Annotated in this window: 20 protein-coding genes; 5 read left to right on the top strand and 15 right to left on the bottom strand. The window is 66.7% G+C overall.

The window, feature by feature from the left end; genetic code table 11:
• Positions 1 to 47: 47 nt before the first annotated feature.
• On the bottom strand, positions 48 to 875 hold the full coding sequence (locus ABE464_RS11750) for a hypothetical protein (RefSeq protein ID WP_070471736.1): 828 nt from the start codon (positions 873 to 875) through the stop codon (positions 48 to 50).
• Between the two features lie 92 nt (positions 876 to 967).
• On the opposite strand from ABE464_RS11750, the gene ybaK reads away from it, so the two are divergent.
• Together ybaK and ABE464_RS11760 are read left to right on the top strand one after the other, a co-directional pair.
• Positions 968 to 1,441: a Cys-tRNA(Pro) deacylase gene (ybaK, locus tag ABE464_RS11755; protein WP_346472098.1), complete on the top strand. Its 474-nt coding sequence runs from the start codon at positions 968 to 970 to the stop codon at positions 1,439 to 1,441.
• Positions 1,441 to 1,956 (top strand): hypothetical protein, encoded by a 516-nt coding sequence (locus tag ABE464_RS11760; RefSeq protein ID WP_346472099.1) that lies wholly within the window; start codon positions 1,441 to 1,443, stop codon positions 1,954 to 1,956. Before ybaK ends, ABE464_RS11760 begins: the two co-directional genes overlap by 1 nt.
• Before the next feature lie 19 nt (positions 1,957 to 1,975).
• Here ABE464_RS11760 and ABE464_RS11765 read toward each other — a convergent pair whose 3' ends face one another.
• From ABE464_RS11765 to ABE464_RS11785, 5 genes are all read right to left on the bottom strand, one after another.
• Positions 1,976 to 2,533, bottom strand: a complete 558-nt coding sequence (locus tag ABE464_RS11765; RefSeq protein WP_346472100.1) for a DUF3228 family protein — start codon at positions 2,531 to 2,533, stop codon at positions 1,976 to 1,978.
• Positions 2,534 to 2,587: 54 nt separating this feature from the next.
• The gene (locus ABE464_RS11770; protein ID WP_346472101.1) at positions 2,588 to 3,337 is read right to left on the bottom strand and encodes a response regulator; all 750 of its coding nucleotides are present in this window, start codon (positions 3,335 to 3,337) and stop codon (positions 2,588 to 2,590) included.
• Positions 3,334 to 4,404: a histidine kinase gene (locus ABE464_RS11775; protein WP_346472102.1), complete on the bottom strand. Its 1,071-nt coding sequence runs from the start codon at positions 4,402 to 4,404 to the stop codon at positions 3,334 to 3,336. Before ABE464_RS11775 ends, ABE464_RS11770 begins: the two co-directional genes overlap by 4 nt.
• 20 nt (positions 4,405 to 4,424) lie before the next feature.
• Positions 4,425 to 5,345: an alpha/beta hydrolase gene (locus ABE464_RS11780; RefSeq protein ID WP_346472103.1), complete on the bottom strand. Its 921-nt coding sequence runs from the start codon at positions 5,343 to 5,345 to the stop codon at positions 4,425 to 4,427.
• 121 nt (positions 5,346 to 5,466) lie between these two features.
• Positions 5,467 to 6,357, bottom strand: a complete 891-nt coding sequence (locus ABE464_RS11785; protein WP_346472104.1) for a TIGR01777 family oxidoreductase — start codon at positions 6,355 to 6,357, stop codon at positions 5,467 to 5,469.
• 124 nt (positions 6,358 to 6,481) lie between these two features.
• Between ABE464_RS11785 and metF the strand changes: the two genes are divergently transcribed.
• Complete coding sequence (metF, locus tag ABE464_RS11790; RefSeq protein ID WP_346472105.1) at positions 6,482 to 7,309, top strand: methylenetetrahydrofolate reductase [NAD(P)H]; 828 nt, start codon at positions 6,482 to 6,484, stop codon at positions 7,307 to 7,309.
• Positions 7,310 to 7,359: 50 nt separating this feature from the next.
• A complete protein-coding gene (locus tag ABE464_RS11795; protein ID WP_346472106.1) occupies positions 7,360 to 7,926 on the top strand; it encodes a hypothetical protein in 567 nt (188 codons plus the stop codon).
• On the opposite strand, the gene ABE464_RS11800 is transcribed toward ABE464_RS11795, so the two are convergent.
• The 3 genes from ABE464_RS11800 to ABE464_RS11810 form a co-directional block, all read right to left on the bottom strand.
• Entirely contained in the window at positions 7,916 to 8,875 is a 960-nt protein-coding gene (locus tag ABE464_RS11800) for a Nudix family hydrolase (RefSeq protein WP_346472107.1), read from the bottom strand. The genes ABE464_RS11795 and ABE464_RS11800 overlap by 11 nt on opposite strands.
• Positions 8,876 to 9,377: 502 nt before the next feature.
• Positions 9,378 to 12,110 (bottom strand): preprotein translocase subunit SecA, encoded by a 2,733-nt coding sequence (gene secA / locus ABE464_RS11805; protein ID WP_346472108.1) that lies wholly within the window; start codon positions 12,108 to 12,110, stop codon positions 9,378 to 9,380.
• Positions 12,111 to 12,278: 168 nt separating this feature from the next.
• Positions 12,279 to 13,229, bottom strand: coding sequence for a M23 family metallopeptidase (locus tag ABE464_RS11810; RefSeq protein ID WP_019182479.1), 951 nt, complete (start codon positions 13,227 to 13,229; stop codon positions 12,279 to 12,281).
• Positions 13,230 to 13,241: 12 nt separating this feature from the next.
• Here ABE464_RS11810 and ABE464_RS11815 point away from each other — a divergent pair, with 12 nt between their 5' ends.
• Complete coding sequence (locus tag ABE464_RS11815) at positions 13,242 to 13,682, top strand: DUF721 domain-containing protein (protein WP_026069663.1); 441 nt, start codon at positions 13,242 to 13,244, stop codon at positions 13,680 to 13,682.
• 296 nt (positions 13,683 to 13,978) lie between these two features.
• On the opposite strand, the gene lpxC is transcribed toward ABE464_RS11815, so the two are convergent.
• From lpxC to murC, 6 genes are all read right to left on the bottom strand, one after another.
• A complete protein-coding gene (gene lpxC / locus ABE464_RS11820) occupies positions 13,979 to 14,890 on the bottom strand; it encodes a UDP-3-O-acyl-N-acetylglucosamine deacetylase (RefSeq protein ID WP_123728351.1) in 912 nt (303 codons plus the stop codon).
• A gap of 216 nt (positions 14,891 to 15,106) precedes the next feature.
• Positions 15,107 to 16,339, bottom strand: coding sequence for a cell division protein FtsZ (gene ftsZ, locus ABE464_RS11825; protein ID WP_176990394.1), 1,233 nt, complete (start codon positions 16,337 to 16,339; stop codon positions 15,107 to 15,109).
• A gap of 269 nt (positions 16,340 to 16,608) precedes the next feature.
• A complete protein-coding gene (gene ftsA / locus ABE464_RS11830) occupies positions 16,609 to 17,844 on the bottom strand; it encodes a cell division protein FtsA (RefSeq protein WP_017355446.1) in 1,236 nt (411 codons plus the stop codon).
• The gene (locus ABE464_RS11835; protein WP_088433962.1) at positions 17,841 to 18,593 is read right to left on the bottom strand and encodes a cell division protein FtsQ/DivIB; all 753 of its coding nucleotides are present in this window, start codon (positions 18,591 to 18,593) and stop codon (positions 17,841 to 17,843) included. Before ABE464_RS11835 ends, ftsA begins: the two co-directional genes overlap by 4 nt.
• Entirely contained in the window at positions 18,590 to 19,573 is a 984-nt protein-coding gene (locus tag ABE464_RS11840; protein WP_346472109.1) for a D-alanine--D-alanine ligase, read from the bottom strand. Before ABE464_RS11840 ends, ABE464_RS11835 begins: the two co-directional genes overlap by 4 nt.
• Entirely contained in the window at positions 19,570 to 21,006 is a 1,437-nt protein-coding gene (gene murC / locus ABE464_RS11845; RefSeq protein ID WP_313210226.1) for a UDP-N-acetylmuramate--L-alanine ligase, read from the bottom strand. Before murC ends, ABE464_RS11840 begins: the two co-directional genes overlap by 4 nt.
• Between the last annotated feature and the right edge of the window lie 15 nt (positions 21,007 to 21,021).

Consider the following 21,021-nt stretch of genomic DNA (forward strand, 5'->3'; position numbering starts at 1 on the left):
AAACAGACGGGCGCCGAAAGGCGCCCGTTTTCGTGGCGGAAAATCCTTCAGTCCTGGCCGAAACACCTGCGGTCGTCGTTCAGGACGGCCTGGCACTGCGCGGCGAAGTCCGCTTGCCAGCGCGACAGCGCGAACCCTTCCCGTTCCTGGAAAGACACCGTTTCGCCAGCAAGCACGTAGCAGCGGTTCTGCGACAGTCGCAGCGCAGTCAGCGCGTCACCGGCCGCCCAGCAGTCATCGATGCAGGCCTGCATCAGCGCGTAATCCGGATTGGTCTTGGCGCCGCCAAAGGCGAAGCCCATCCGCTGTACCAACGCGATCACCGGGTCAGTGCTGGCCGGGGCAGCGCGCAGAATGCGCAGCACGCCGGCCTCGGGAATGCCAAACGCCCAGTTGGCAATCACGGCCGAACGTGCTGCATCGATCGCCGCATCGCGCTGCCCCTGCCGCATGTACTGGCTTGCCAGCAGCGCCCAGCCCTGCTGAAGCTCCGGGAAGGCGGTGCATGCTGCGCGCAGCAGTTCAATCGCCTGCTCGACCTGCCCCGCCAGCACCTGCGCGCGCGCCTGCTCCAACTGCCCGGTTGGCGAACCGGGATCTTCGACCTCAAGCTCGCCATACTCGCCTTCGTTCAGCTCCAGCCACTGCGAAAACACCTGCACCGAGGAATGGCGCAGTTCCATACGCCATTCGTCATGGAACATCTCGCAGACGAAGGGCGCATCTCCCTCACGCCCCAACGGCCAGTACAGCCCGAAACAATCGCCGTTGCCGAGCGCGCCTTCCGCGATCGATACAAACCCCTGAGGGGGATACGGTCCGCGCGCCACATCACTGTCGAAGGTGAGCGCGTTGAATTGGCCAGAGAGGCGCATGGGATCTTTCCAGACGGGAACGCCGCCATTATCGCAGCGACCGCAGTAGCCTCGGTCAAGTCAGCCGGTACGCACCACGCTACGATGCCGCCATGACGCCCGCCATCAACCTGCTGAAGCAATCAGGCATCGCCCACACCGTGCTGTCCTATCACCATGACGCCGCCGCCGAATCCTACGGTGGCGAGGCCGTGCAGCAGCTCGGACTGGATCCGGCCCAGGTGTTCAAGACCTTGCTGGCAACCACCGAGACACATGAGCTGCTGGTGGCGATCGTGCCGGTGAGCGGCACCCTGGACCTCAAGGCACTCGCCGCCGCGGCCGGCTGCCGGAAGTGCGGGATGGCCAACGCCGAAGCGGCGCAGCGCGCGACCGGTTACCTGGTCGGTGGGATCAGCCCACTGGGGCAGAAGAAAAAGCACCGCACCTTTCTTGATGCCAGCGCGCAGGCCTTGCCGACCGTGCATGTCAGTGCGGGTAGGCGTGGGCTGGAGGTGGTGCTGGCACCGGCCGATCTGCTGCGGCTCACCGGCGGATGCTATGCCGCCATCGGCAAGGCCCGGTGATGCGCTGGCCTTTCAACCGGGACTCAGTCGCCCCCACCGAGGGACCTGGCGCGCAGCACCTGCAGGCGCTGCTGTCATCCGAGCCTGACCGCATCTACAGCGCAGCCTGCGCCATCGCCCAGCTCCGTGATCCGGCCGAACTGGACGCGCTTTCGCCGTGGGTCGAACGGATCGAGCGCGCCACCGCGCACATCGCGCTGGGTGGCGCCCTGTTCGCCAACAACCATCACCTGCAGTTCGCCCTGCGCCGGCTGCGCTTCTGGCGGGACCGGACCGGCTGCCTGTGTGCGCTTTACCCGCACTACCCGTTCTTCGATCCGCGTCGGGAAGCCACGCGCGGGCATGTGGTCATCGATGCCGTGGGGGAAGCCGAGGACGGCTGGGGCGAGGCGCATGCCGTCACCTGCGTGGACTGCGCAACGCACTGGCTGGCCACCGACCGCGAGTATCACTACCCTTGGTGGGAGTGGAAACTGGGGATTCCAACCTTTGAGGCAACCCCAACGCATGCGTGATTTCATCGCCGCTGCACGCTCAGGGACGCCAGTTGGCGTTGCTGTCCCAGAACACCACCGCACGCTGATACGCTTCGCGATCCAGCGGCACACCCGAGCCCCCCTCTTCCACGCCCAGCGCGTTGCGCATCATGGTGATCGGCGCCATCGGCACTTCCTCCGGTTCGGCGGTGTAGATGCAGCCCACGATGCCCCAGTCCGCCTTGATGGGTGAGCCTTCCTTGGCCAACTGCTCAGCGCTGTACAGGATCACCACCAGGTAGTTCGCGCGCGGTGATTCCACGCCTTCGAACCAGCGCACCAGCACCGGCAATTCATCGCGGTTGCGCGCCTCGTAGCCGCTGCGCAGCTGATGGCGGTTGGCCTCGGTGATCGGCACGGTCAGGCAGCGCGTGGAGGTCCAGTTCTCGTACACATGCAACTTGCAGAACGGCGCGTAGCCATCGAGCACCTTGAACGGCGCATGCGTGTTGAGGTGCTGTTCGAACTGCTCGGCGCTGCAGTCCTGGATGGTGTTGCCGCGCGGCACGCGGGGGAACAGGCGGGGCCGGGCGAACGCGGTGAGGACGATGGACATGGGCACAATCAGGCGGCGGAGATCACGCACAGGGTAACGTGTGCGGCGCGTGCCCTACAGCGCCAACCGCTCACGCAGCTCCCGCGCCTGCCGCCGCGAGACCTCCACCTGGCTGCCGTCATCGAGGGTCAAGTCATAACCGTCACTCAGCGAGGGCTCGATCGCACGCACGCGGCGCAGGTTGACCAGGGTGTTGCGATTGGCCCGGAAGAACAGCGCCGGCGACAGCCGGGCTTCCAGCGTGCTCAGGCTGCGCGCCAGCACTGCGTTCTGGTCGCGGAACCACAGCCGCGCGTAGTTGCCGTCGACCACCACCTTGCGGATCTCCCCGAGCGCCACGAACCAGCAGCGCTCGCCATCGCGCAGGAACACTTGATCGTCGGCACCCAGCGGATCGCGTGGGCCGCTCGCCATTGCAGGCGCCGCGACTGCGGCAGGGGCAGACAGCCGTTCCCGCCCGCGGTCCAGCGCGGCCTGCAGCCGGTACGCGTCCACCGGCTTGACCAGGTAGTCAAGTGCATTGGTTTCAAAGGCGCGCACCGCGTATTGATCGTAGGCGGTGACGAACACCACCATCGGCACCGTCTCCAGTCCCTCGAGCACATCGAAGCCCTCGCCCGAGGGCATCTGCACATCGAGCAACACCAGATCGGGCTGCTCGCGCAGGATCGCCTCGCGTGCAGCGGGCACGTCGTCGGCTTCGCCGACGCACTCCACCCACGGAATCGCCGCCAGCAGGGTGCGCAGCTCACTGCGCGCCAGCCGCGCATCGTCCACGATCAACACGCGCAGTGAAGCGCTCATTGCTGTACCTCCAGACGGGCCAGCATGCGCTCGCCCTGTCGCTCCAGCAGGAACGTGCCCCGGCTGGATGAAGCGGGCGCCGCGTCGATGCCCAGCTGTGCGCCCAGATAGGCCAGCCCGATGCCATGGCCTTCGCTGGTGGTCTGAAGCGCGGCCGGGTTGCTCACCTCCAGCCGCAGCACGCCGCCCTCGCACTGCGCGCGCACCTGCAGCTCGCCGCCGCCGGGGTAAACCGCGATGCCATGCTTGATCGCATTCTCCACCAGCAGCTGCAACGCCATCGGCGGCAGCTGCGCGGACAGCGCAACCGGATCGATGTCCGTATGCACCCGCAGACGGTCCTCGTAGTGGATCGCTTCCACCGCCAGGTAGTCCTGCACCACGCGCCACTCCTCGGCCAGGGTGACCCATCCGCCATCGGTGTGCACCAACGCGTGGCGAAGCGTGCTGGACAGATGGGTGACCATGTCGCGTGCCCGTGCCGGATCTTCGTTGATCAGGGCACGCAGGTTGTTGAGCGCGTTGAACACGAAGTGGGGATTGAGCCGTGCACGCAGTGCCTGGTGCTCCAAGGTCGCGCGCTGCGCTTCGGCGCGCAGGTGTGCCATTTCGCTGTGCCGGGCACGCTGCAGCGCGCGGCGGCCGGTCCACAGTGCGCACCACACGCTCAGCACGATGGCGGTATTGAACCAGTAGCCGAAGACAGCGGCCGGGCGATAGTTCGCACGCTGTCCCGGCAGCTGCACCCAGTCCCAGGCCAACGCGGGCAGCAGTGCGGCGGCGGTGAGCACTTGGGCACCCGCCGCTACGATCATCACCGCGAGCAGCAGCCGCCACGTCAATCCAAGCAGATCGCGCTGCAACCAGTCATGCCGCAGCGCGTAGCCGCGGATGAATGCGCTGCCCACCCACAGGGAAAGCGTCACCATCACAGAGATCAGGACGATGCCGGACCAGTGCCCTCCGTAGGTGAACCCGAGCAGCAGGCTCACGCCAAGGTAGACCAACCACACCGCGCTGTTGCGCCACCAGAAACCGCTATCGCGTGCTGCCCGCTTCTCGCTCATCGTCTCCACGCCGCTACCGGTCAGGGCGTTGCAGGCAGATCGAGGAAGCCCCGGATCTGCGTCTGCAGCCAGCGCGGATCATCCCACATCAGGAAGTGGTAGCCGGCGCGGCTCATCTCGATCCGCACGCCGGGCAGCGCGGCGTACTGCGTGGCGAATACCTGGCGCGTGCTGGCTTCGGTGGCACCGAAGGGCTGATAGGCCGCCCACCCGCCCAGCACCAGCACCGGCGAGGTGATGCCGGCGATCGGTTGGCGTAGGTCGGTCATCGTCATGGAATACATCGCGTTGGCGGTGGTGGCGCGGTCACTGTCGCGTCCCCACTGCTGCAAGGTCGCCACATGCTCGGGGGCGTGCGCCATGTTGGCGACGGCAGCATCGGTCTGCGCCGCGTACTGCGTGGCATCGGAGGCGAGCATGCCGGCCCGCATCTGCTCGGCCATCGGCTTGAGCGTGGCCGGTGTCGCGGCCGGATTCTGCACGGCACCGAAATAGGGCAAGGCATCGACGATCACCAAGGGCCCGATCTTCTGCGGCGCCGCGATCGCCATCTGCAGCGCCAGTACACCGCCGAGGCTGTGGCCGATCACGGCCGGATGATCGAGCTTGCGGTCCGCGCTGTAGGCCAACAGGCGATCGCGCATCGCGCTGAGGAAATCATCGCTGGCAACGGCCGATGCGCCGGCAAACCCCGGTAGCTGTACGAGATGGCATTGCACCTCCGGTTGCAGCGCAGCGCAGGTGTCGCGCCAGACCTGCGCACCGCTGTTGAGGCCCGGGATCATCAGCACCGGCCGGCCGCTGCCGATCACCTCGATCTGCAGATCCTGGAAGCGCTCGGTGGTTGCGTGGGCGGGGCTGACCAAGGTGGCCCAGGCGGCCAGCGCGAGCGCGGCCAACGGGGCGATGGAGTAGATGCGGCGGGGATGGACGGTCGACATGGCAGGCTCCTGCTGGGTGAGCATGAAGACTGACGCGGGGCGTCGCCGCCGGGGCGATTACATGAGCAGCGGCCGCAGACAGACGATGAGCGGTCGGCAGCGGCGGATGAACATCCCCGCCTCAGCGATCCGGCGCACCCACGATCGCCTGCAACGCGTCAGGCAGCGATGGATACTGGAAGACAAACCCCTCGGCCAATGCGTGCGCCGGCTGCACGTTCTGCCCGGTCAGCAGCAGCCCGCTCATTTCCCCGAAGCCCAGCTTCAACGCGAACGCCGGGGTGGTCAGCCGTGCGGGACGATGCAGCACCTCGCCCAGCGTGGTGGCGAAGGTGCGGTTAGTGACCGTGCCGGGCGCAGTGCCGTTGTACGCGCCGCGCGCCTGGCCGGTGGTGAGCAGCCACAGGATCATCCCGACCAGGTCCTCGCAATGGATCCAGCTCATCCACTGCCGGCCATCGCCCATCGGGCCACCGAGCCCCATCCGGAACGGCGGCAGCATCTTCTGCAGTGCGCCGCCCTCGCGTTCGAGCACGATGCCGGTCCGCAGCACGCAGGTGCGCACGCCGAGCGCCTCGGCCTTGAGCGCCTCGGCCTCCCAGTGCCGGCACAGCATCGCGGCGAAGTCGTGCCCGGGCGAGGCGGTCTCATCCAGCGGCGCGCTGTCGCGCGGGCCGTACCAGCCGATCGCCGAGCCGGACACCAGCACCCGGGGGCGCTCGGGCAACGCGGCCATCCAAGCCAGCAGCGCCTGCGTGGTGCCCATCCGGGAATCGCGCAGCGCCTGCTTGCGTTCATCGGTCCAGCGGCCGTCCATCAAGGGCTCGCCGGCCAGGTTGACCACGGCCTGGACCGGGCCGACCTCGTCCAGCGCCGCAACGCTGCGTACCCCCGACTGCGGGTTCCGGCCGGGCCGGCGGGTCAGGACGATGGGGTCGTGGCCCTCGGCCAGCAGGCGCGTGCACAGGCGGCGCCCGATGAAGCCGGTGCCACCGGTGACGAGAATCTGCATGGCGGTTGCTCCTTGAGGTAGCCATCACTGTAAGCCCGGGGATGTGCACGGCGCATGCGGCGCACTTCACATTCATCGCGATGAAGAGATATGATTGGACCGCACCCGCCGACGCGCCCCGCCCATGACCGCCATCAGCTTCGAGTTCTATCCACCCAAGACCGACGAGCAGCGTGCCCAGCTGGACCGGACCGCGGCCAAGCTGAAGGTGTTCGCGCCGGAGTACGTGTCGTGTACGTTCGGTGCCGGCGGCTCCACGCTCAGCTACACCTCCGAGACCGTCCGTCACCTCAAGCAGCACCATGGCTTCGATGCGGCCCCGCACCTGTCCTGCGTCGGTGGCAGCCGCGAGGAGATCCGCGAACTGCTCAAGCTGTACCGCGCGATCGGCTGCCGCCGCATCGTCGCCCTGCGCGGTGACCTGCCCTCCGGCATGGGCCACCCCGGTGACCTGCGCTACGCCTCCGAACTGATCAGCTTCATCCGCGCCGAGCATGGCGATGCGTTCCGCATCGAGGTGGGCGCGTATCCGGAGACCCATCCGCAGGCCAACGACGCGCTGCTGGACCTGAAGCACTTCAAGACCAAGATCGACGCGGGCGCCGATGCGGCGATCACCCAGTACTTCTTCAACGCCGACGCCTACTTCCACTTCGTGGATGCGGTACGCAAGCTGGGCGTCACCGTACCGATCGTGCCGGGCATCATGCCGATCTCCAATTTCAGCCAGCTGCGGCGCTTCTCCGAGCAGTGCGGTGCCGAGATTCCGCGCTGGATCGGCAAGCGCATGCAGGCCTACGGTGACGATGCCGACTCGGTCCGCGCGTTCGGTGCCGAGGTGGTGGCCAGCCTGTGCGAACGCCTGGTCGCGGGCGGTGCGCCGGGCCTGCACTTCTACACCCTCAACCTGGCCAAGCCGACCACCCAGGTGCTGAAACTGCTGCGCGGCTGAGGCCGCCACGCATCGCTTGCAGATAACGCCCACGCCGCTACGCTGCTGAGATGAAACCGCTCGTGTGGCTCCTGCTGTGTACGCTGTGCCTGCCCTCGCCGCCCGCGCTGGCGCAGGCGCCGCAGCGCGTGAACCGCTGCACGACTGCCCAGGGCGACACCGTCTTCACCGACCGCCGCTGCGATGCACTGGGTGCCACCGCGCGATTGCCCCCGCGCACCGCGAGCGTCGGCAACACCGGCATCTACCGCGCCGGCTGCGCGCGCCGGCTCAGTGAACTGACCGGGCAGATCCGCGACGCGGTCAGCGCACAGGACGTCAACCGGCTGTCCTCGATCTACCTCTGGAGCAACGTCTCCAACGCGACGGCAAACCACATCATCGGCCGCCTGGAGTCGGTGGTGCAGCGCCCGCTGATCGACATCGCGCCGGTCTACCCGGACCGCGCGCCTGTGATGGAGGACCCGGCGCTTGCCGCCGCGGGCGCCGCAGAGGCCCCCTTGCGTCCCCGCCCGATCGGCCTGCGCATCGAACAAACCCTCGGCAACACCGCCACTCCGGCCCGGACCGTGTTCGGCCTGCGCCGTCAGTACGGCTGCTTCTGGATCACACTGTAGCCGGCCACAGCGAACGGATCGCCGCGATGCCCTGCGCACCGTGGCGGCGCGCCTGCTCGATATCAGCGGGCGCCATGCCGCCGAGTGCATACAGCGGCAACGACACCTGCTCGCGCAGCGCCTCGAACGCCTCCCAGCCGAGCGATGCCGCTCCGGGATGGCTGGCCGTCGCCTGCACCGGCCCCAGCACGGCGAAATCGCAGCCCAGCCGCTGCGCCGCCTGCAGTTGCGCCAGATCGTGGCAGGACGCCGCCACCAGCTGACCGGCGGCCAGCGGCCGCGCATCCAGCCCCAGCAGCTGCTCACTGCCCAGATGCACGCCGACCCCCAACCGAGCGGCCAGCTCGATATCCCGATTCACCAGCCACTGGGTGCGTGGCCCATGCTGCTGGATCACCCGCTCGGCCAGCGCCACCCGCGCCGGGCTGGACGGCGTGCGCAGCTGCACCCGGCGTACCCCGCTTTCCAGCGCCTGGGCCAACCGGCCCAGCCACGCCTGGTGGACGCTGTCCTCCTCGCCCTCCGGCTCCGGCGTGATCAGATACCGGTCCGGCTGCCGCAGCGCGGCCACCACCGGCAGATCCGCCGGCGGCATCGAATACCGGTGCAGCTTGTCCGGCGCTACCCAGGTGATGGCCTGTCCCTCACGGCCCCGCGGCGACCCCTTCCAGCTCTGGATCCGGCGTACTTCCAGGCGAAGCCGCTTGTCCGGGTAGATCTGCGGGACGTCCATGATCCACTCACCCACCTCCGCCTCGATCCCCAGCTCCTCGCGCAGCTCCCGCACCAGCGCTTCCTCGGAGGTCTCGCCGGCTTCCCGCTTGCCGCCCGGGAATTCCCACAGGCCGGCCATATCGCGGTTCTCGGTACGACGGTTGAGCAGAATGCGGCCACGGGCGTCGGTGATGACGCCGGCCACGACATGGATCGAACGAAGGGGAGATGACATACCCGGAGGATGCCCAAACCGGGCCGGGTGACGCAATGCCCCTGCGGGTATCGTCGAGGTGGAGTGCGGATTTCCTGGTGGTGTCTTCGCTCAGGTCTACCGCGAGCGTGAGGGCCCCGCAGCGACCGATAGGCCCCTCGGCAAATGTCCCCCGTCCGCCGCCTGGAGGCGACGGCCTCCTCCTTGATTTTGCCCAGGGGCCTATCGGTCGCTACGGAGCTCGCATGTGGTGGGTTCGCAAAGCGGCCCTTGATCTGCCCACCGCTATCGCAACCCACTGTCACGAGGCGACCGGGCTGCTCCGGGAAGGACCGTCACCCGCATGGATGCGGGTGTCGAGCCTACAAGGATGTATTTACGGCGCGTCCTGGACGGGGCTGCCCGGTCGCCTCACGCCATGAACATTCGAGGCGCCACGCCGTTGGCGAAGAACCACAAAAAAGCCCCGCACAAGGCGGGGCTTCTTCAGCACTTCCAATCAGCCGATCAGCCAATCAACCGATCAGCTGAGCTGACCATGGCAGTGCTTGTACTTCTTGCCGCTGCCGCACGGGCACGGATCGTTGCGGCCGACCTTGGGCTCATCGCGGCTGACCTGCGCCACGCCGTTCTGCGCCGCTTCCACCTGCGCAGCCTCTTCGTCCGCACCGTAACCGCCCGCGTCCTGATGCTGGAACTGCGACTGCAGCAGACGCGCTTCGGCCTGCTGACGTTCGGCCTGCTCCAGCGCCGCCACTTCCTCTTCGCTGCGGATACGCACGCGCGCCAGCAAGGTCACCACTTCGCGCTTCACGTTCTCCAGCATCTCCGAGAACAGCTCGAAGGCTTCCTTCTTGTATTCCTGCTTCGGCTGCTTCTGCGCATAACCACGCAGGTAGATGCCCTGGCGCAGGTAATCCATGCGCGCCAGATGCTCCTTCCAGCTCTGGTCCAGCACGGTCAGCATCACGTGCTTCTCGAGCGCGCGCATGGTCTCGTCGCCCACGCCGGCTTCCTTCGCGGCGAAGTGCTCGTCCACCTTGGCCTGCACCTTCTCGGCGATGCCCTCGGCGTCCAGCTCCTCGTGCGACTTGACCAGCTCGGTCAGCGACATGTCGATGCCGAAGTCCGAGGCCAGCGTGGCTTCCAGGCCCTGCAGGTCCCACTGCTCGTCGATCGAGTTCGGCGGCACGAAGCGCGCCACCACGTCGAAGATCACATCGCCACGGATGCCATCCACGTTGTCCTTCACCGACTCGGCGTCCAGCAGCTCATCGCGCTGGCTGTAGATCACCTTGCGCTGATCGTTGTTGACGTCGTCGAAGTCCAGCAGGTTCTTGCGGATGTCGAAGTTGTGCGCTTCGACCTTGCGCTGGGCCTTCTCGATCTGGCGGCTGACCAGACGATCCTCGATGACGTCGTCTTCCTTCATGCCCATCATGCGCATCGCCTTCTGGACCCAGTCCGAGGCGAAGATGCGCATCAGGTTGTCTTCCAGCGACAGGTAGAAACGGGACGAACCCGGATCGCCCTGGCGGCCCGAACGGCCACGCAGCTGGTTGTCGATACGGCGCGATTCGTGGCGCTCGGTACCGACGATGTGCAGGCCACCGGCCGCCTTGACCGCGTCGTGGCGCTTCTGCCACTCGGCCTTGACCTGGGCGCGCTGCTCGTCGGTGGCGTCTTCGCCCAGCTCATGCAGCTGCGCTTCCAGCGAACCACCGAGCACGATATCGGTACCACGGCCGGCCATGTTGGTGGCGATGGTCACCGCGCCCGGCATGCCGGCGTTGGCGATGATGGTCGCTTCGCGGTCATGCTGCTTGGCGTTGAGCACTTCGTGGTGCACACCGGCCTTGGTCAGGTGCTCGGACAGCATCTCCGAGGTTTCGATCGAGGTGGTACCCACCAGCACCGGCTGGCCGCGCTCGTTGCAGGCCTGGATATCGGCCAGCACCGCGTTGAACTTGCCGTTGCGGTTGAGGAACACCTGGTCCGAACCGTCCTTGCGGATGGTCGGGCGGTTGGTCGGGATCACCACCACTTCCAGGTTGTAGATGCTCTGGAATTCGTAGGCTTCCGTATCGGCCGTACCGGTCATGCCGGACAGCTTCTTGTACATGCGGAACAGGTTCTGGAAGGTGATGCTGGCCAGCGTCTGGTTCTCGCGCTGGACCGGCACGCCTTCCTTCGCTTCCACCGCCTGGTGCAGGCCATCGGACCAGCGGCGGCCGGCCAGGGTGCGGCCGGTGAATTCATCGACGATCACCACTTCGCCATCGCGCACGATGTAATCCACGTCGCGCTGGTAGATGGCATGCGCGCGCAGGGCGGCGTTGAGGTGATGCACCACGGTCAGGTTCTGCGCGGCGTACAGGCCTTCGGTCTCGGCGTTGAGGATGCCGGCTTCGACCAGCAGCGCCTCGGCATGCTCCATGCCCGCTTCGGACAGATGGACCTGCTTGCCCTTCTCGTCGACCCAGAAATCGCCCTCGCCTTCCTCGGCTTCCTGCTTGATCAGGTGCGGGACGACGCGATTGACGCGGATGTACAGCTCCGGGGAATCATCGGCCGGGCCGGAAATGATCAGCGGCGTACGGGCCTCATCGATCAGGATCGAGTCGACTTCGTCGACGATCGCGTAGTGCAGGCCGCGCTGGTGGCGGTCCGCGCGCGACAGCGCCATGTTGTCGCGCAGGTAATCGAAGCCGAATTCGTTGTTGGTGCCGTAGGTGATGTCGCTGGCATAGGCCTCGCGCTTGTCGCCATGCGGCATGCCCGGGTAGACCACGCCCACGCTCAGGCCCAGCCAGTTGTAGAGCTTGCCCATCTGCGCCGAGTCACGGCGGGCCAGGTAGTCGTTCACGGTGACCACGTGGACGCCCTTGCCTTCCAGCGCATTGAGGTAGACCGGCAGCGTGGCGACCAGGGTCTTGCCTTCACCGGTGCGCATTTCGGCGATCTTGCCCAGGTGCAGGACCATGCCGCCGATCAGCTGCACATCGTAATGGCGCATGCCGAGCACGCGACGGCTGGCTTCACGGCAGACCGCAAAGGCTTCCGGCAGCACCTTGTCCAGGGCTTCACCGTCAGCGATGCGCTGCTTGAACTCCGGGGTCTTGGCCTTGAGCTGCTCGTCGGAGAGCTTTTCGATTTCCGGCTCCAACGCATTGACCTTGGCGACGATGCGGTTGAGCTGGCGCAGCTGTCGTTCATTACGACTGCCGAAGACGCGGGTAAGCAGGCTGTTGATCATTGAAGGAACCGGTTGGAATGAGACGCCCCAACGGCGGCGCTTTCCCCGGGGGATGCGCACGCCGCAAACGAAACAGGGCGCACCGCGCCCTGTCTATGGCAACACCCATTGTAGCTTGGGACGGGGGTCCGGCGTTTCAAGCACCCCCGTTCAAGTTCGTTACCGTGATCAGCCCCGCGAAACGCGGCCGACCGGGGTGTTGCCGCCATCACCGAGGAACTTGCGCGGATTGACCACCTGGCCGCGTTCCCAGACCTCGAAGTGCACGTGGGCACCGGTGGAACGGCCCGTGGAACCGGCCTTGGCCACTTCCTGACCGGCCCGGACCAGATCGCCCGGCTTCACCACCAGGCGCGAATTGTGCGCGTAGCGGGTCACATAGCCGTTGCCATGGTCCACGTCGACCACATTGCCGTAGCCGCCCTTCACACCGGCGAAGCTGACCACGCCATCGGCCACCGACATCACCGGATCACCGACCTTGGCGTGGAAATCCATGCCCTTGTGGGTGGCCGCACCGCGACCGAACGGATCGCTGCGGGTGCCGAAGTTGGAGGTGATGTAGGTGTTGCGGATCGGCATGCGCGAGGGCACGGCGTTCTGTTCGAGCTGGTGGTCGAACATCAGCGATTCCATCACCGACAGCTGGCGGCCTGAAGCAGCAAAGCGCTGCTCCAGCACCTGTAAGTCGGCGTTGACCGCGCTGACCGGGATGTCCTGGGTCGGGCCGGGCTCGCCTTCACCGAGGCCGGGGGTCTCGTTGAAGTCGAATTCGCCGTCTTCCAGCTTGCCCATCTGGGTGAGCCGTTCGCCCAGGGCATTGAGACGGGTCGCCTGTGCCTGCAGCTCGCCCATCCGCGCTGCCAGCGCGTTGACCTGGGTCTGAGCGTCCTTCTGGGCCTGCGCCAGTTCGCGTTCCTGCTGTGCGACCTTGGCGTGGAGCCGGGAATCGTTGAACATGCTGCCACCGATACCGGCACCGAAGCCGATCAGGCAGCCCACCCCCAGCACACTGCCCAGCAGGGCACGGGGGGAATCTTCGAAGTAGAAACGCAAACGCGCCAGCGGCGTCTTGGCCTGTCCTTCACGCGTTTTGATTACGATCTTTTTGAATGCCATCAGTGAGTTTTCATGTCTGAGCCGAAATCCAGTGCCCGTTCCCCATCCACGCCGAAGCCGGCGCTGGATGCGGTCATGGCGGACAAAGCCGGTAACCCGCTGCGTCGTGCCTTGTGGCTCGACGCGCTGGACCGTCAATTGCGCCCCCATTTGCCGCCTGCACTGGCCACCCGTTGCCGGCTGGCGAATGTAAACGGCGAGCACCTCGTTTTTCTCGTCGAATCTCCCGTGTGGCACGCCAAGGTCCGGCTTGCCGAAGCACAGTTGATCGACGCGGCCCGGTCCATCGGGCTGAAGGTCACCAAGGTGACCGTCAAAACAGCATCTGCCCCTCCCCCACGCTCCCCAGCGATCGATAACAGGAATGGCCCCCACGCTGTTTCAGCCGCCACGCACAAAGGGCTACGCGACGCGTTGGCTTGTCTCCGCGATGTGGATTCGTCCAAATCGTGAAGCCATCGGGGCATCCCGCCCCTTCCCGGCCGCGTCACGATCACGTGAACTTTGGCTGGGAGCCGGTCTGCACTGTAGCGGCGGAACCGCCGCCAGTCGTTAGTGTTTTATTAAATTAACGTTAAATCCGGCAGAAACCTTGATGAGGTTCACAAATCTGTGCGCTGTGCACCCCCACGGTTCATTGACGTCAAGATCACATGGCTCTCAACGCGTCTAAACCCCAGAGAACAGAAACGGCGCCATGGGCGCCGTTCTATTTTGTTTAAAATCAATTACTTGCACAATGACAGGACTCAGGCGTACGCCGGCAGACCGTAGACGACCGGTGCCTCGACCGCGGGCGAGTCATAGCTGACCCACTCCCAGGCACTGGCATCGGCCAGCAGCGCGCGCACCAGCTTGTTGTTGAGCGCGTGGCCCGACTTGAAGCCCTCATACGCGCCCAGCACCTGGCCGCCGGCCAGATACAGATCGCCGATCGCATCGAGGATCTTGTGGCGCACGAACTCATCGGCGTAGCGCAGGCCGTCGTCGTTGAGCACGCGGAACTCGTCCAGCACGATGGCGTTGTCCATCGAGCCGCCCAGGCCGAGGTTGCGCTCGCGCATGTACTCCAGATCCCGCATGAAGCCGAAGGTCCGGGCACGCGAGATTTCCCGGGTGTAGGCCTGGGTCGAGAATTCGATCTCGGCCCGCGATTGCTTGGCCGGGATCATCGGGTGATTGAACTGGATGGTGAAACCGAGCTTGTAGCCTTCGTACGGTTCGAAGCGGGCGACCTTGTCGCCATCGGTGACTTCCACCGTCTTGAGAATGCGGATGAAACGTTTCGGCGCGTCCTGCTCGGCGATGCCTGCCGACTGCAGCAGGAAGACGAACGGGCCGGAGGAACCGTCCATGATCGGCAGCTCGGCCGAGGACAGTTCCACGATGATGTTGTCCACACCCAGGCCGGCCAGAGCCGACATCAGGTGTTCGACGGTCTGGATCTTCGCCTCGTGATAGGTCAAGCCGGTGCACAGGGTGACTTCGGTGACCAGGTCCGCACGCGCAGGCACTTCCACCACCGGGTCCAGATCGACGCGACGGAAGACGATGCCGTGGTTGACCGGGGCCGGGCGCAGGGTCATGTAGACCTTGTCACCGCTGTGAAGGCCGACGCCGGTGGCGCGGATCGTGTTCTTGAGGGTGCGTTGCGGAATCATCGGGGGGCAGGACCAGAAAGCGCGCGGTCAGCGCGACTGTGACAAACAAGAATAACACGCACTACCGCTGTCCCTTCCGTGAACCGTGGTGCGTCGACAGCACTGCCCGGACGTGCGCGATGCACGACGGCGGTCAGACTGCCGGGCCGATCCTGGCCCGGCAGCATGGGACATGGAGGTGCTTACCGGGGAGGACAAGGCCCCGGCACGCGTTGCTCAGTCCGCCTGGCGGCGCAGGAACGCCGGGATGTCCAGGTAGTCGTTCGGCAGTTCAGCAGCCGCCGGACCCGATGCGCTCGGGGCGGTCGGTGCCACGGTGTCGGCGCTCGGACGACGCAGGCCCATGCCCATGCCCATCCCGCCCACGGCCTTGGAGACCGCATCGCCGCCATTGTCGAACTCGCCGAATTCCGGCTGGCCGGTGGTGGCATTGCGGACCAGCTTGATCGGCGCACGCTCGCCCGGACGCTGGGTCTTGGCGGTGACGGCACGGTTCAGGCCGGTGGCGACCACGGTCACGCGGACTTCGTCCTGCATGTCCGGATCCAGCACGGTACCCACGACCACGGTGGCATCTTCGGAGGCGAAGCCATCGATGGTGCGGCCGATCTCGTCGAACTCGGCCATCGTGAAGTCGGCGCCGGCGGTGATGTTGACCAGGATGCCGTTGGCACCGGCCAGGTTCACATCGTCCAGCAGCGGGTTCTGGATGGCCGCTTCGGCGGCAGCCTGGGCGCGGTCATCGCCACGCGCGGTGCCGGTGCCCATCATCGCCAGACCCATTTCGGACATCACGGTGCGCACGTCGGCGAAGTCGACGTTGATCAGGCCCGGACGCACGATCAGGTCGGCGATGCCCTGCACGGCGCCCTGGAGGACGTCGTTGGCGGCACGGAAGGCCTGGATCATGGTGGCGTTGCGGCCCAGCACGGTGATCAGCTTTTCGTTCGGGATGGTGATCAGCGAGTCGCAGTGCTGACTCAGTTCTTCGATGCCCTTCAGCGCGACCTGCATGCGGCGACGGCCTTCGAACGGGAACGGCTTGGTGACCACGGCGACGGTCAGGATGCCCATCTCCTTGGCCAGCTGTGCCACGACCGGGGCTGCACCGGTGCCGGTGCCACCGCCCATGCCGGCGGTGATGAACACCATGTCCGCACCCTGCAGGGCGTCCATGATGCGCTCACGGTCTTCCAGCGCGGCCTGGCGGCCGACTTCCGGATTCGCGCCTGCGCCCAGGCCCTTGGTGACGTTGGTACCCAGCTGCAGCTGCAGCTTGGCACCGCAATTCTTGATGGCCTGCGAGTCGGTGTTGGCGGTGATGAATTCCACGCCGTCCACACTGGTGCTGACCATGTGCGCCACGGCGTTACCGCCGCCGCCGCCCACGCCGATCACCTTGATCACCGCATTGGGTGCCATCTTTTCAATCAGTTCGAAATGCGCCATGTCCGTGTCCTCGTGTTGCCGTTTACGCGGGACGGGGGCTTCGGAGAATCCTTCTCCTGTCCTCCCCACCCATCGTGCCGGCGAGTTGTAGTTGGTATGCCGGGCTGGATAGAGCCAACCGCGACGGTGGTGCCTGCTTCAATGGTCGGCCAGGTGGCCGGGTAACGCGCTTGCTGTGTACGTCGTGTTGCGGTGTTGCATGGACGGTGTGGATTTTTCGGGAACTGCTTATCGCTTATTGCATGTGTACTGCGTGTTGCGAACCGCGCTCAGAATTCGCCGCGGAACCAGGTTTTGAGTTTTTTGAACATGCTGCCGGCGCGCCCTGTGGGCAACGACGGACGGCGCGGGTGTTCGATCTGGCTGCCCATCAGCAGCAGGCCCACGCCGGTGGCATGCACCGGGTTGCCGACTACTTCGCCCAGCCCGGTGACGTGCTGCGGAATGCCCACGCGTACCGGCATCTGCAGCATTTCCTCGGCCAGCTCGACCACGCCTTCCATCTTCGAGGCGCCACCGGTGAGCACCATGCCGGCGCGCACCAGTTCCTCGAAGCCGGAGCGGCGCAGTTCAGCCTGCACCATCTCGAAAATCTCTTCGTAACGGCCCTGCACTGCCTGGGCGAGCGCGTGGCGCGGCATCCGCCGCGGCGGACGATCGCCGACGCTGGGCACCTGGATGCTCTCCTCGGCGGTGGCCAGCTGCGCCAGGGCGCACGCGTAGCGCACCTTGATCTGCTCGGCTTCCGGCGTCGGCGTGCGCAGCATGTGCGCGATGTCGTTGGTGACGTGGTCACCGGCGATCGGCAGCGAGGCGGTGTGGCAGATCGCGCCCTGCACGAACACTGCCAGGTCCGTCGTGCCGGCGCCCATGTCGACCAGCACCACGCCCAGCTCGCGCTCGTCGGCGGTCAGCACGGCCACGCTGGAGGCCAGCGAGGACAGCACCAGGTCATCGACCTGCAGGCCGCAGCGCTGCACGCATTTGGAGATGTTGGCCGCGGCCGACTGTGCGCACACCACCAGGTGGGCGTGCACTTCCAGGCGCACGCCGGTCATGCCGACCGGGTTGCGGATGCCTTCCTGCGAATCGTCCAGCACGTACTCGCGCGGGATCGCATGCAGGATTTTCTGGTCGGCCGGGATCGCCACCGCCTTGGCCGCATCCAGCACGCGATCCAAGTCGCCCCAGGTCACTTCGCCGTCGCGGATCGGCACGATGCCGGGCGAGTTCTTGCACTGCACGTGGTTGCCGGAGATCGAGGCGTACACCGAGCGGATCTCGCAGCCGGCCATCAGCTCGGCTTCTTCGACCGCGCGCTGGATGGACTGCACGGTCGATTCGATATCCACCACCACGCCGCGCTTGAGACCGCGCGATTCGTGCGAGCCGATGCCGATGACCTCGATCGGATTGCCCGGCGAGTACTCGCCGACCAGCGCCACCACCTTGGAGGTGCCGATATCCAGACCAACGATCAGTGATTTGTCACCCTTGCGATTCATGTCCTGTCCTGCGTCCTGTGCGCCACATTGGCCGGCGTGGCCGGTGCGGCCGGAGCCGGGGTACCCCAGCTCAGCGTGAAACCATTGGTATATCGGAGGTCGGCGCGCTCGATCGGCGCCGCCTGGTTGGCCAGCTGCGGCAGCACGCGCACGAAGCGCTGCAGGCGCGAGCGGGCGTCGTCGCGGCCAACGACCACTTCGGTGCCGTTGCTCAGCACCAGCGACCAGCTGCCGCGTGCGTCCATGGTGACCCGCTTGACGTCCACCCCGGCCGGCGCGAACAGCGCGCGCGCATCGTTGTAGAGCGCAACGACTTCTTCGGTCTGGCTGTCCGGACCATCCAGGTCGGGCAGTTCCAGGTCCTGCAGCTTCTTCGGCGTGGCGAACAGCTTGCCCTGCTCGGAAAGCAGACGGTCATTGCCCCAGCGCGCGAACGGCTTGTGCTCGACCAAGGTGATTTCCAGCACGTCCGGCCACTGCTTGCGGACCTGCGCGCTTTCCACCCACGGCAGCGTCTCGATGGCGTCCTGCGCATCCTGCAGCTTGACCGCGAAGAAGCCGGACTTCGCATACGGCAGTACCACCTGCTGCAGCTGCTCGGCCGGGACCCGCTTGAATTCACCGTGCACGCGCAGCTTGGCCAACGGCCACCGCTCGGCACCGACCCAGCCGTTGAGCACCGCCACCACAGGCAGTGCCACGACCGACAGGGCCAGCAACCAGACGAAGATGCGCAGCACCGCGTTCATGCGTGGCTGTGCTCCTGGGCTGCGTGACCCGGCAGGGTCTGCTCCAGCACGCGCCAGACCAGCTCTTCAAAGCCGATCCCGGCCTGGCTGGCCGACTTGGGCACCAGCGAATGGCTGGTCATGCCGGGTGCGGTGTTCACTTCCAGCAGGTAGAAGCGACCCGTGCTGCGGTCGCGCATCACGTCCACCCGGCCCCAGCCACGGCAACCGGCGGCGCGGAACGCGGCCAGCGCGAGGCGGCGGATCTCGATTTCGTCGTCGCCGTCCAGGCCCGGGCACAGGTACTGGGTGTCCTCGGCGATGTACTTGGCGTTGTAGTCGTACCACTGGCCCTTGGGCACGATGCGGATCGACGGCAGGGCCTGGTCACCCAGGATCGCCACGGTCAGCTCGTCGCCGACCACCATCTGCTCCATCAGCAGCTGGCCGTCGTACCGCACCGCCAGCGCGACCGCCTCGTCGAGCCCGGCCTCTTCCACCACGCGGCTGATGCCGACGCTGGAGCCTTCGTTGGCCGGCTTGACCACCACCGGCAGACCGAGCTCGGCCGCAGCGGCGTGCACGTCGGAAGCCTGGTCCAGCGCGATGAAGCGCGGGGTCGGCAGGCCGTGCGACAGCCACACCTGCTTTGTGCGGATCTTGTCCATGCTCAGCGCCGAGCCGAGCACGTCCGAGCCGGTGTACGGCACCCCGAAGGCCTCCATCAGGCCCTGCACGATGCCGTCCTCACCACCGCCGTTGTGGCCGTGGAGGATGTTGAAGACGCGGTCGAAACGCTTCTCGACCAGCGCCAGCGCCAGGGCCGGGATGCCATCGACGGCGATCGCATCGACGCCGCGCGCGCGCAGCGCTTCGATCACGTTGCGGCCCGAATCCAGCGAGACATTGCGCTCGCTGGAGGTACCGCCGAGCAGCACGGCGACGCGGCCGAACATGGCCGGATCGGTGAGGCGCAGCGGGGGGAAGGTCAGCGCGTTCATGCGGCCGGGGTCTCCTGGAAGCCTTCGCCGGCGATCTGCTGGGCGATGTAGCCGATGTCGCCTGCGCCCATCATCAGCAGCAGGTCACCGTCCTGCAGGACGTCGGGCAGCACGTGCGCCAGTTCGGCGGCGTTGCCGACCACGACCGGCTCGCTGCGGCCACGCGCGCGGATGGCGCGCGCCAGCGAACGCGAATCGGCCCCCGGGATCGGCGCTTCGCCGGCCGGGTACACCTCGCTCAGCACCAGCGCATCCACTTCGGACAGCACGGCGGCAAAGGCATCGAACTGATCGCGGGTACGGCTGTAACGGTGCGGCTGGAACGCCACGACCAGGCGCTGGCTCGGCCAGCCGCCGCGGGCAGCGGCGAACACGGCGGCCAGCTCACGCGGGTGGTGGCCGTAGTCGTCGATCACGCGGACCTTGGCGCCGGTGTGCGTGGTGACGATGCCCAGGTCATTGAAGCGGCGGCCGATGCCGGCAAAGCTCTCCAGCGCACGCGCGATCGCGTCCGGGGCCACGCCCAGCTGCCAGCCCACGGCGGCGGCGGCCAGCGCGTTGAGCACGTTGTGCGCGCCCGGCAGGGCCAGCGTCACCGGGTGGCTGCTGCCTTCCGGCAGGCGCAGGGTGAAATGCATGCGCGGGCCGTCCTGGACCACGTCCTCGGCGCGCACGTCGGCGTTGCTGCTCATGCCATAGCTCATGACATGGCGCGGCGTCTGCGCAGCCAATGCGGCCACTTCCGGATCGTCGATGCACAGCACCGCCAGCCCGTAGAACGGCAGGCGCTGCAGGAACTCGGCGAACGCGGCCTGGACGCGGGCGAAATCGTTGCCGTAGTTTTCCAGGTGGTCCGAATCGATGTTGGTGATCACCGAGACCAGCGGGTTCAGGCGCAGGAAGCTGCCATCGCTCTCGTCGGCTTCAGCCACCAGCCACTGGCCACCGCCGAGCTTGGCGTTGGCACCGGCGGCGAGCAGCTGGCCGCCGATCACGAAGGTCGGGTCCAGCCCACCTTCGCTCAGCACGGCAGCGGTCAGGCTGGTGGTGGTGGTCTTGCCGTGCGTACCGGCCACGGCGATACCGCGGCGGAAGCGCATCAGCTCGGCGAGCATCGCCGCGCGCGGCATGATCGGAATGCGCTGGCTGCGCGCTTCCATCAGTTCCGGATTGTCATCGCGGATCGCGCTGGAGACGACCACGCAATCGGTGCCGAGCACGTTGGCGGCCGAGTGGCCGCGCATCACGCGCGCACCCAGGCCGGCCAGGCGACGGGTCGCGGCGTTGTCGGCGTTGTCCGAGCCGGATACTTCATAGCCCAGCGTCAGCATCACTTCGGCGATGCCGCTCATGCCGGTGCCGCCGATGCCGACGAAGTGCACGCGCGGGAACGCGCGTACCAGGTCGTTGGTGTCGTGGAGGCGGCGGATCATGCGCGGCCTCGCGCC

The organism is Stenotrophomonas sp. TWI587, assembly GCF_039674145.1.
GTDB lineage: Bacteria > Pseudomonadota > Gammaproteobacteria > Xanthomonadales > Xanthomonadaceae > Stenotrophomonas > Stenotrophomonas maltophilia_AY.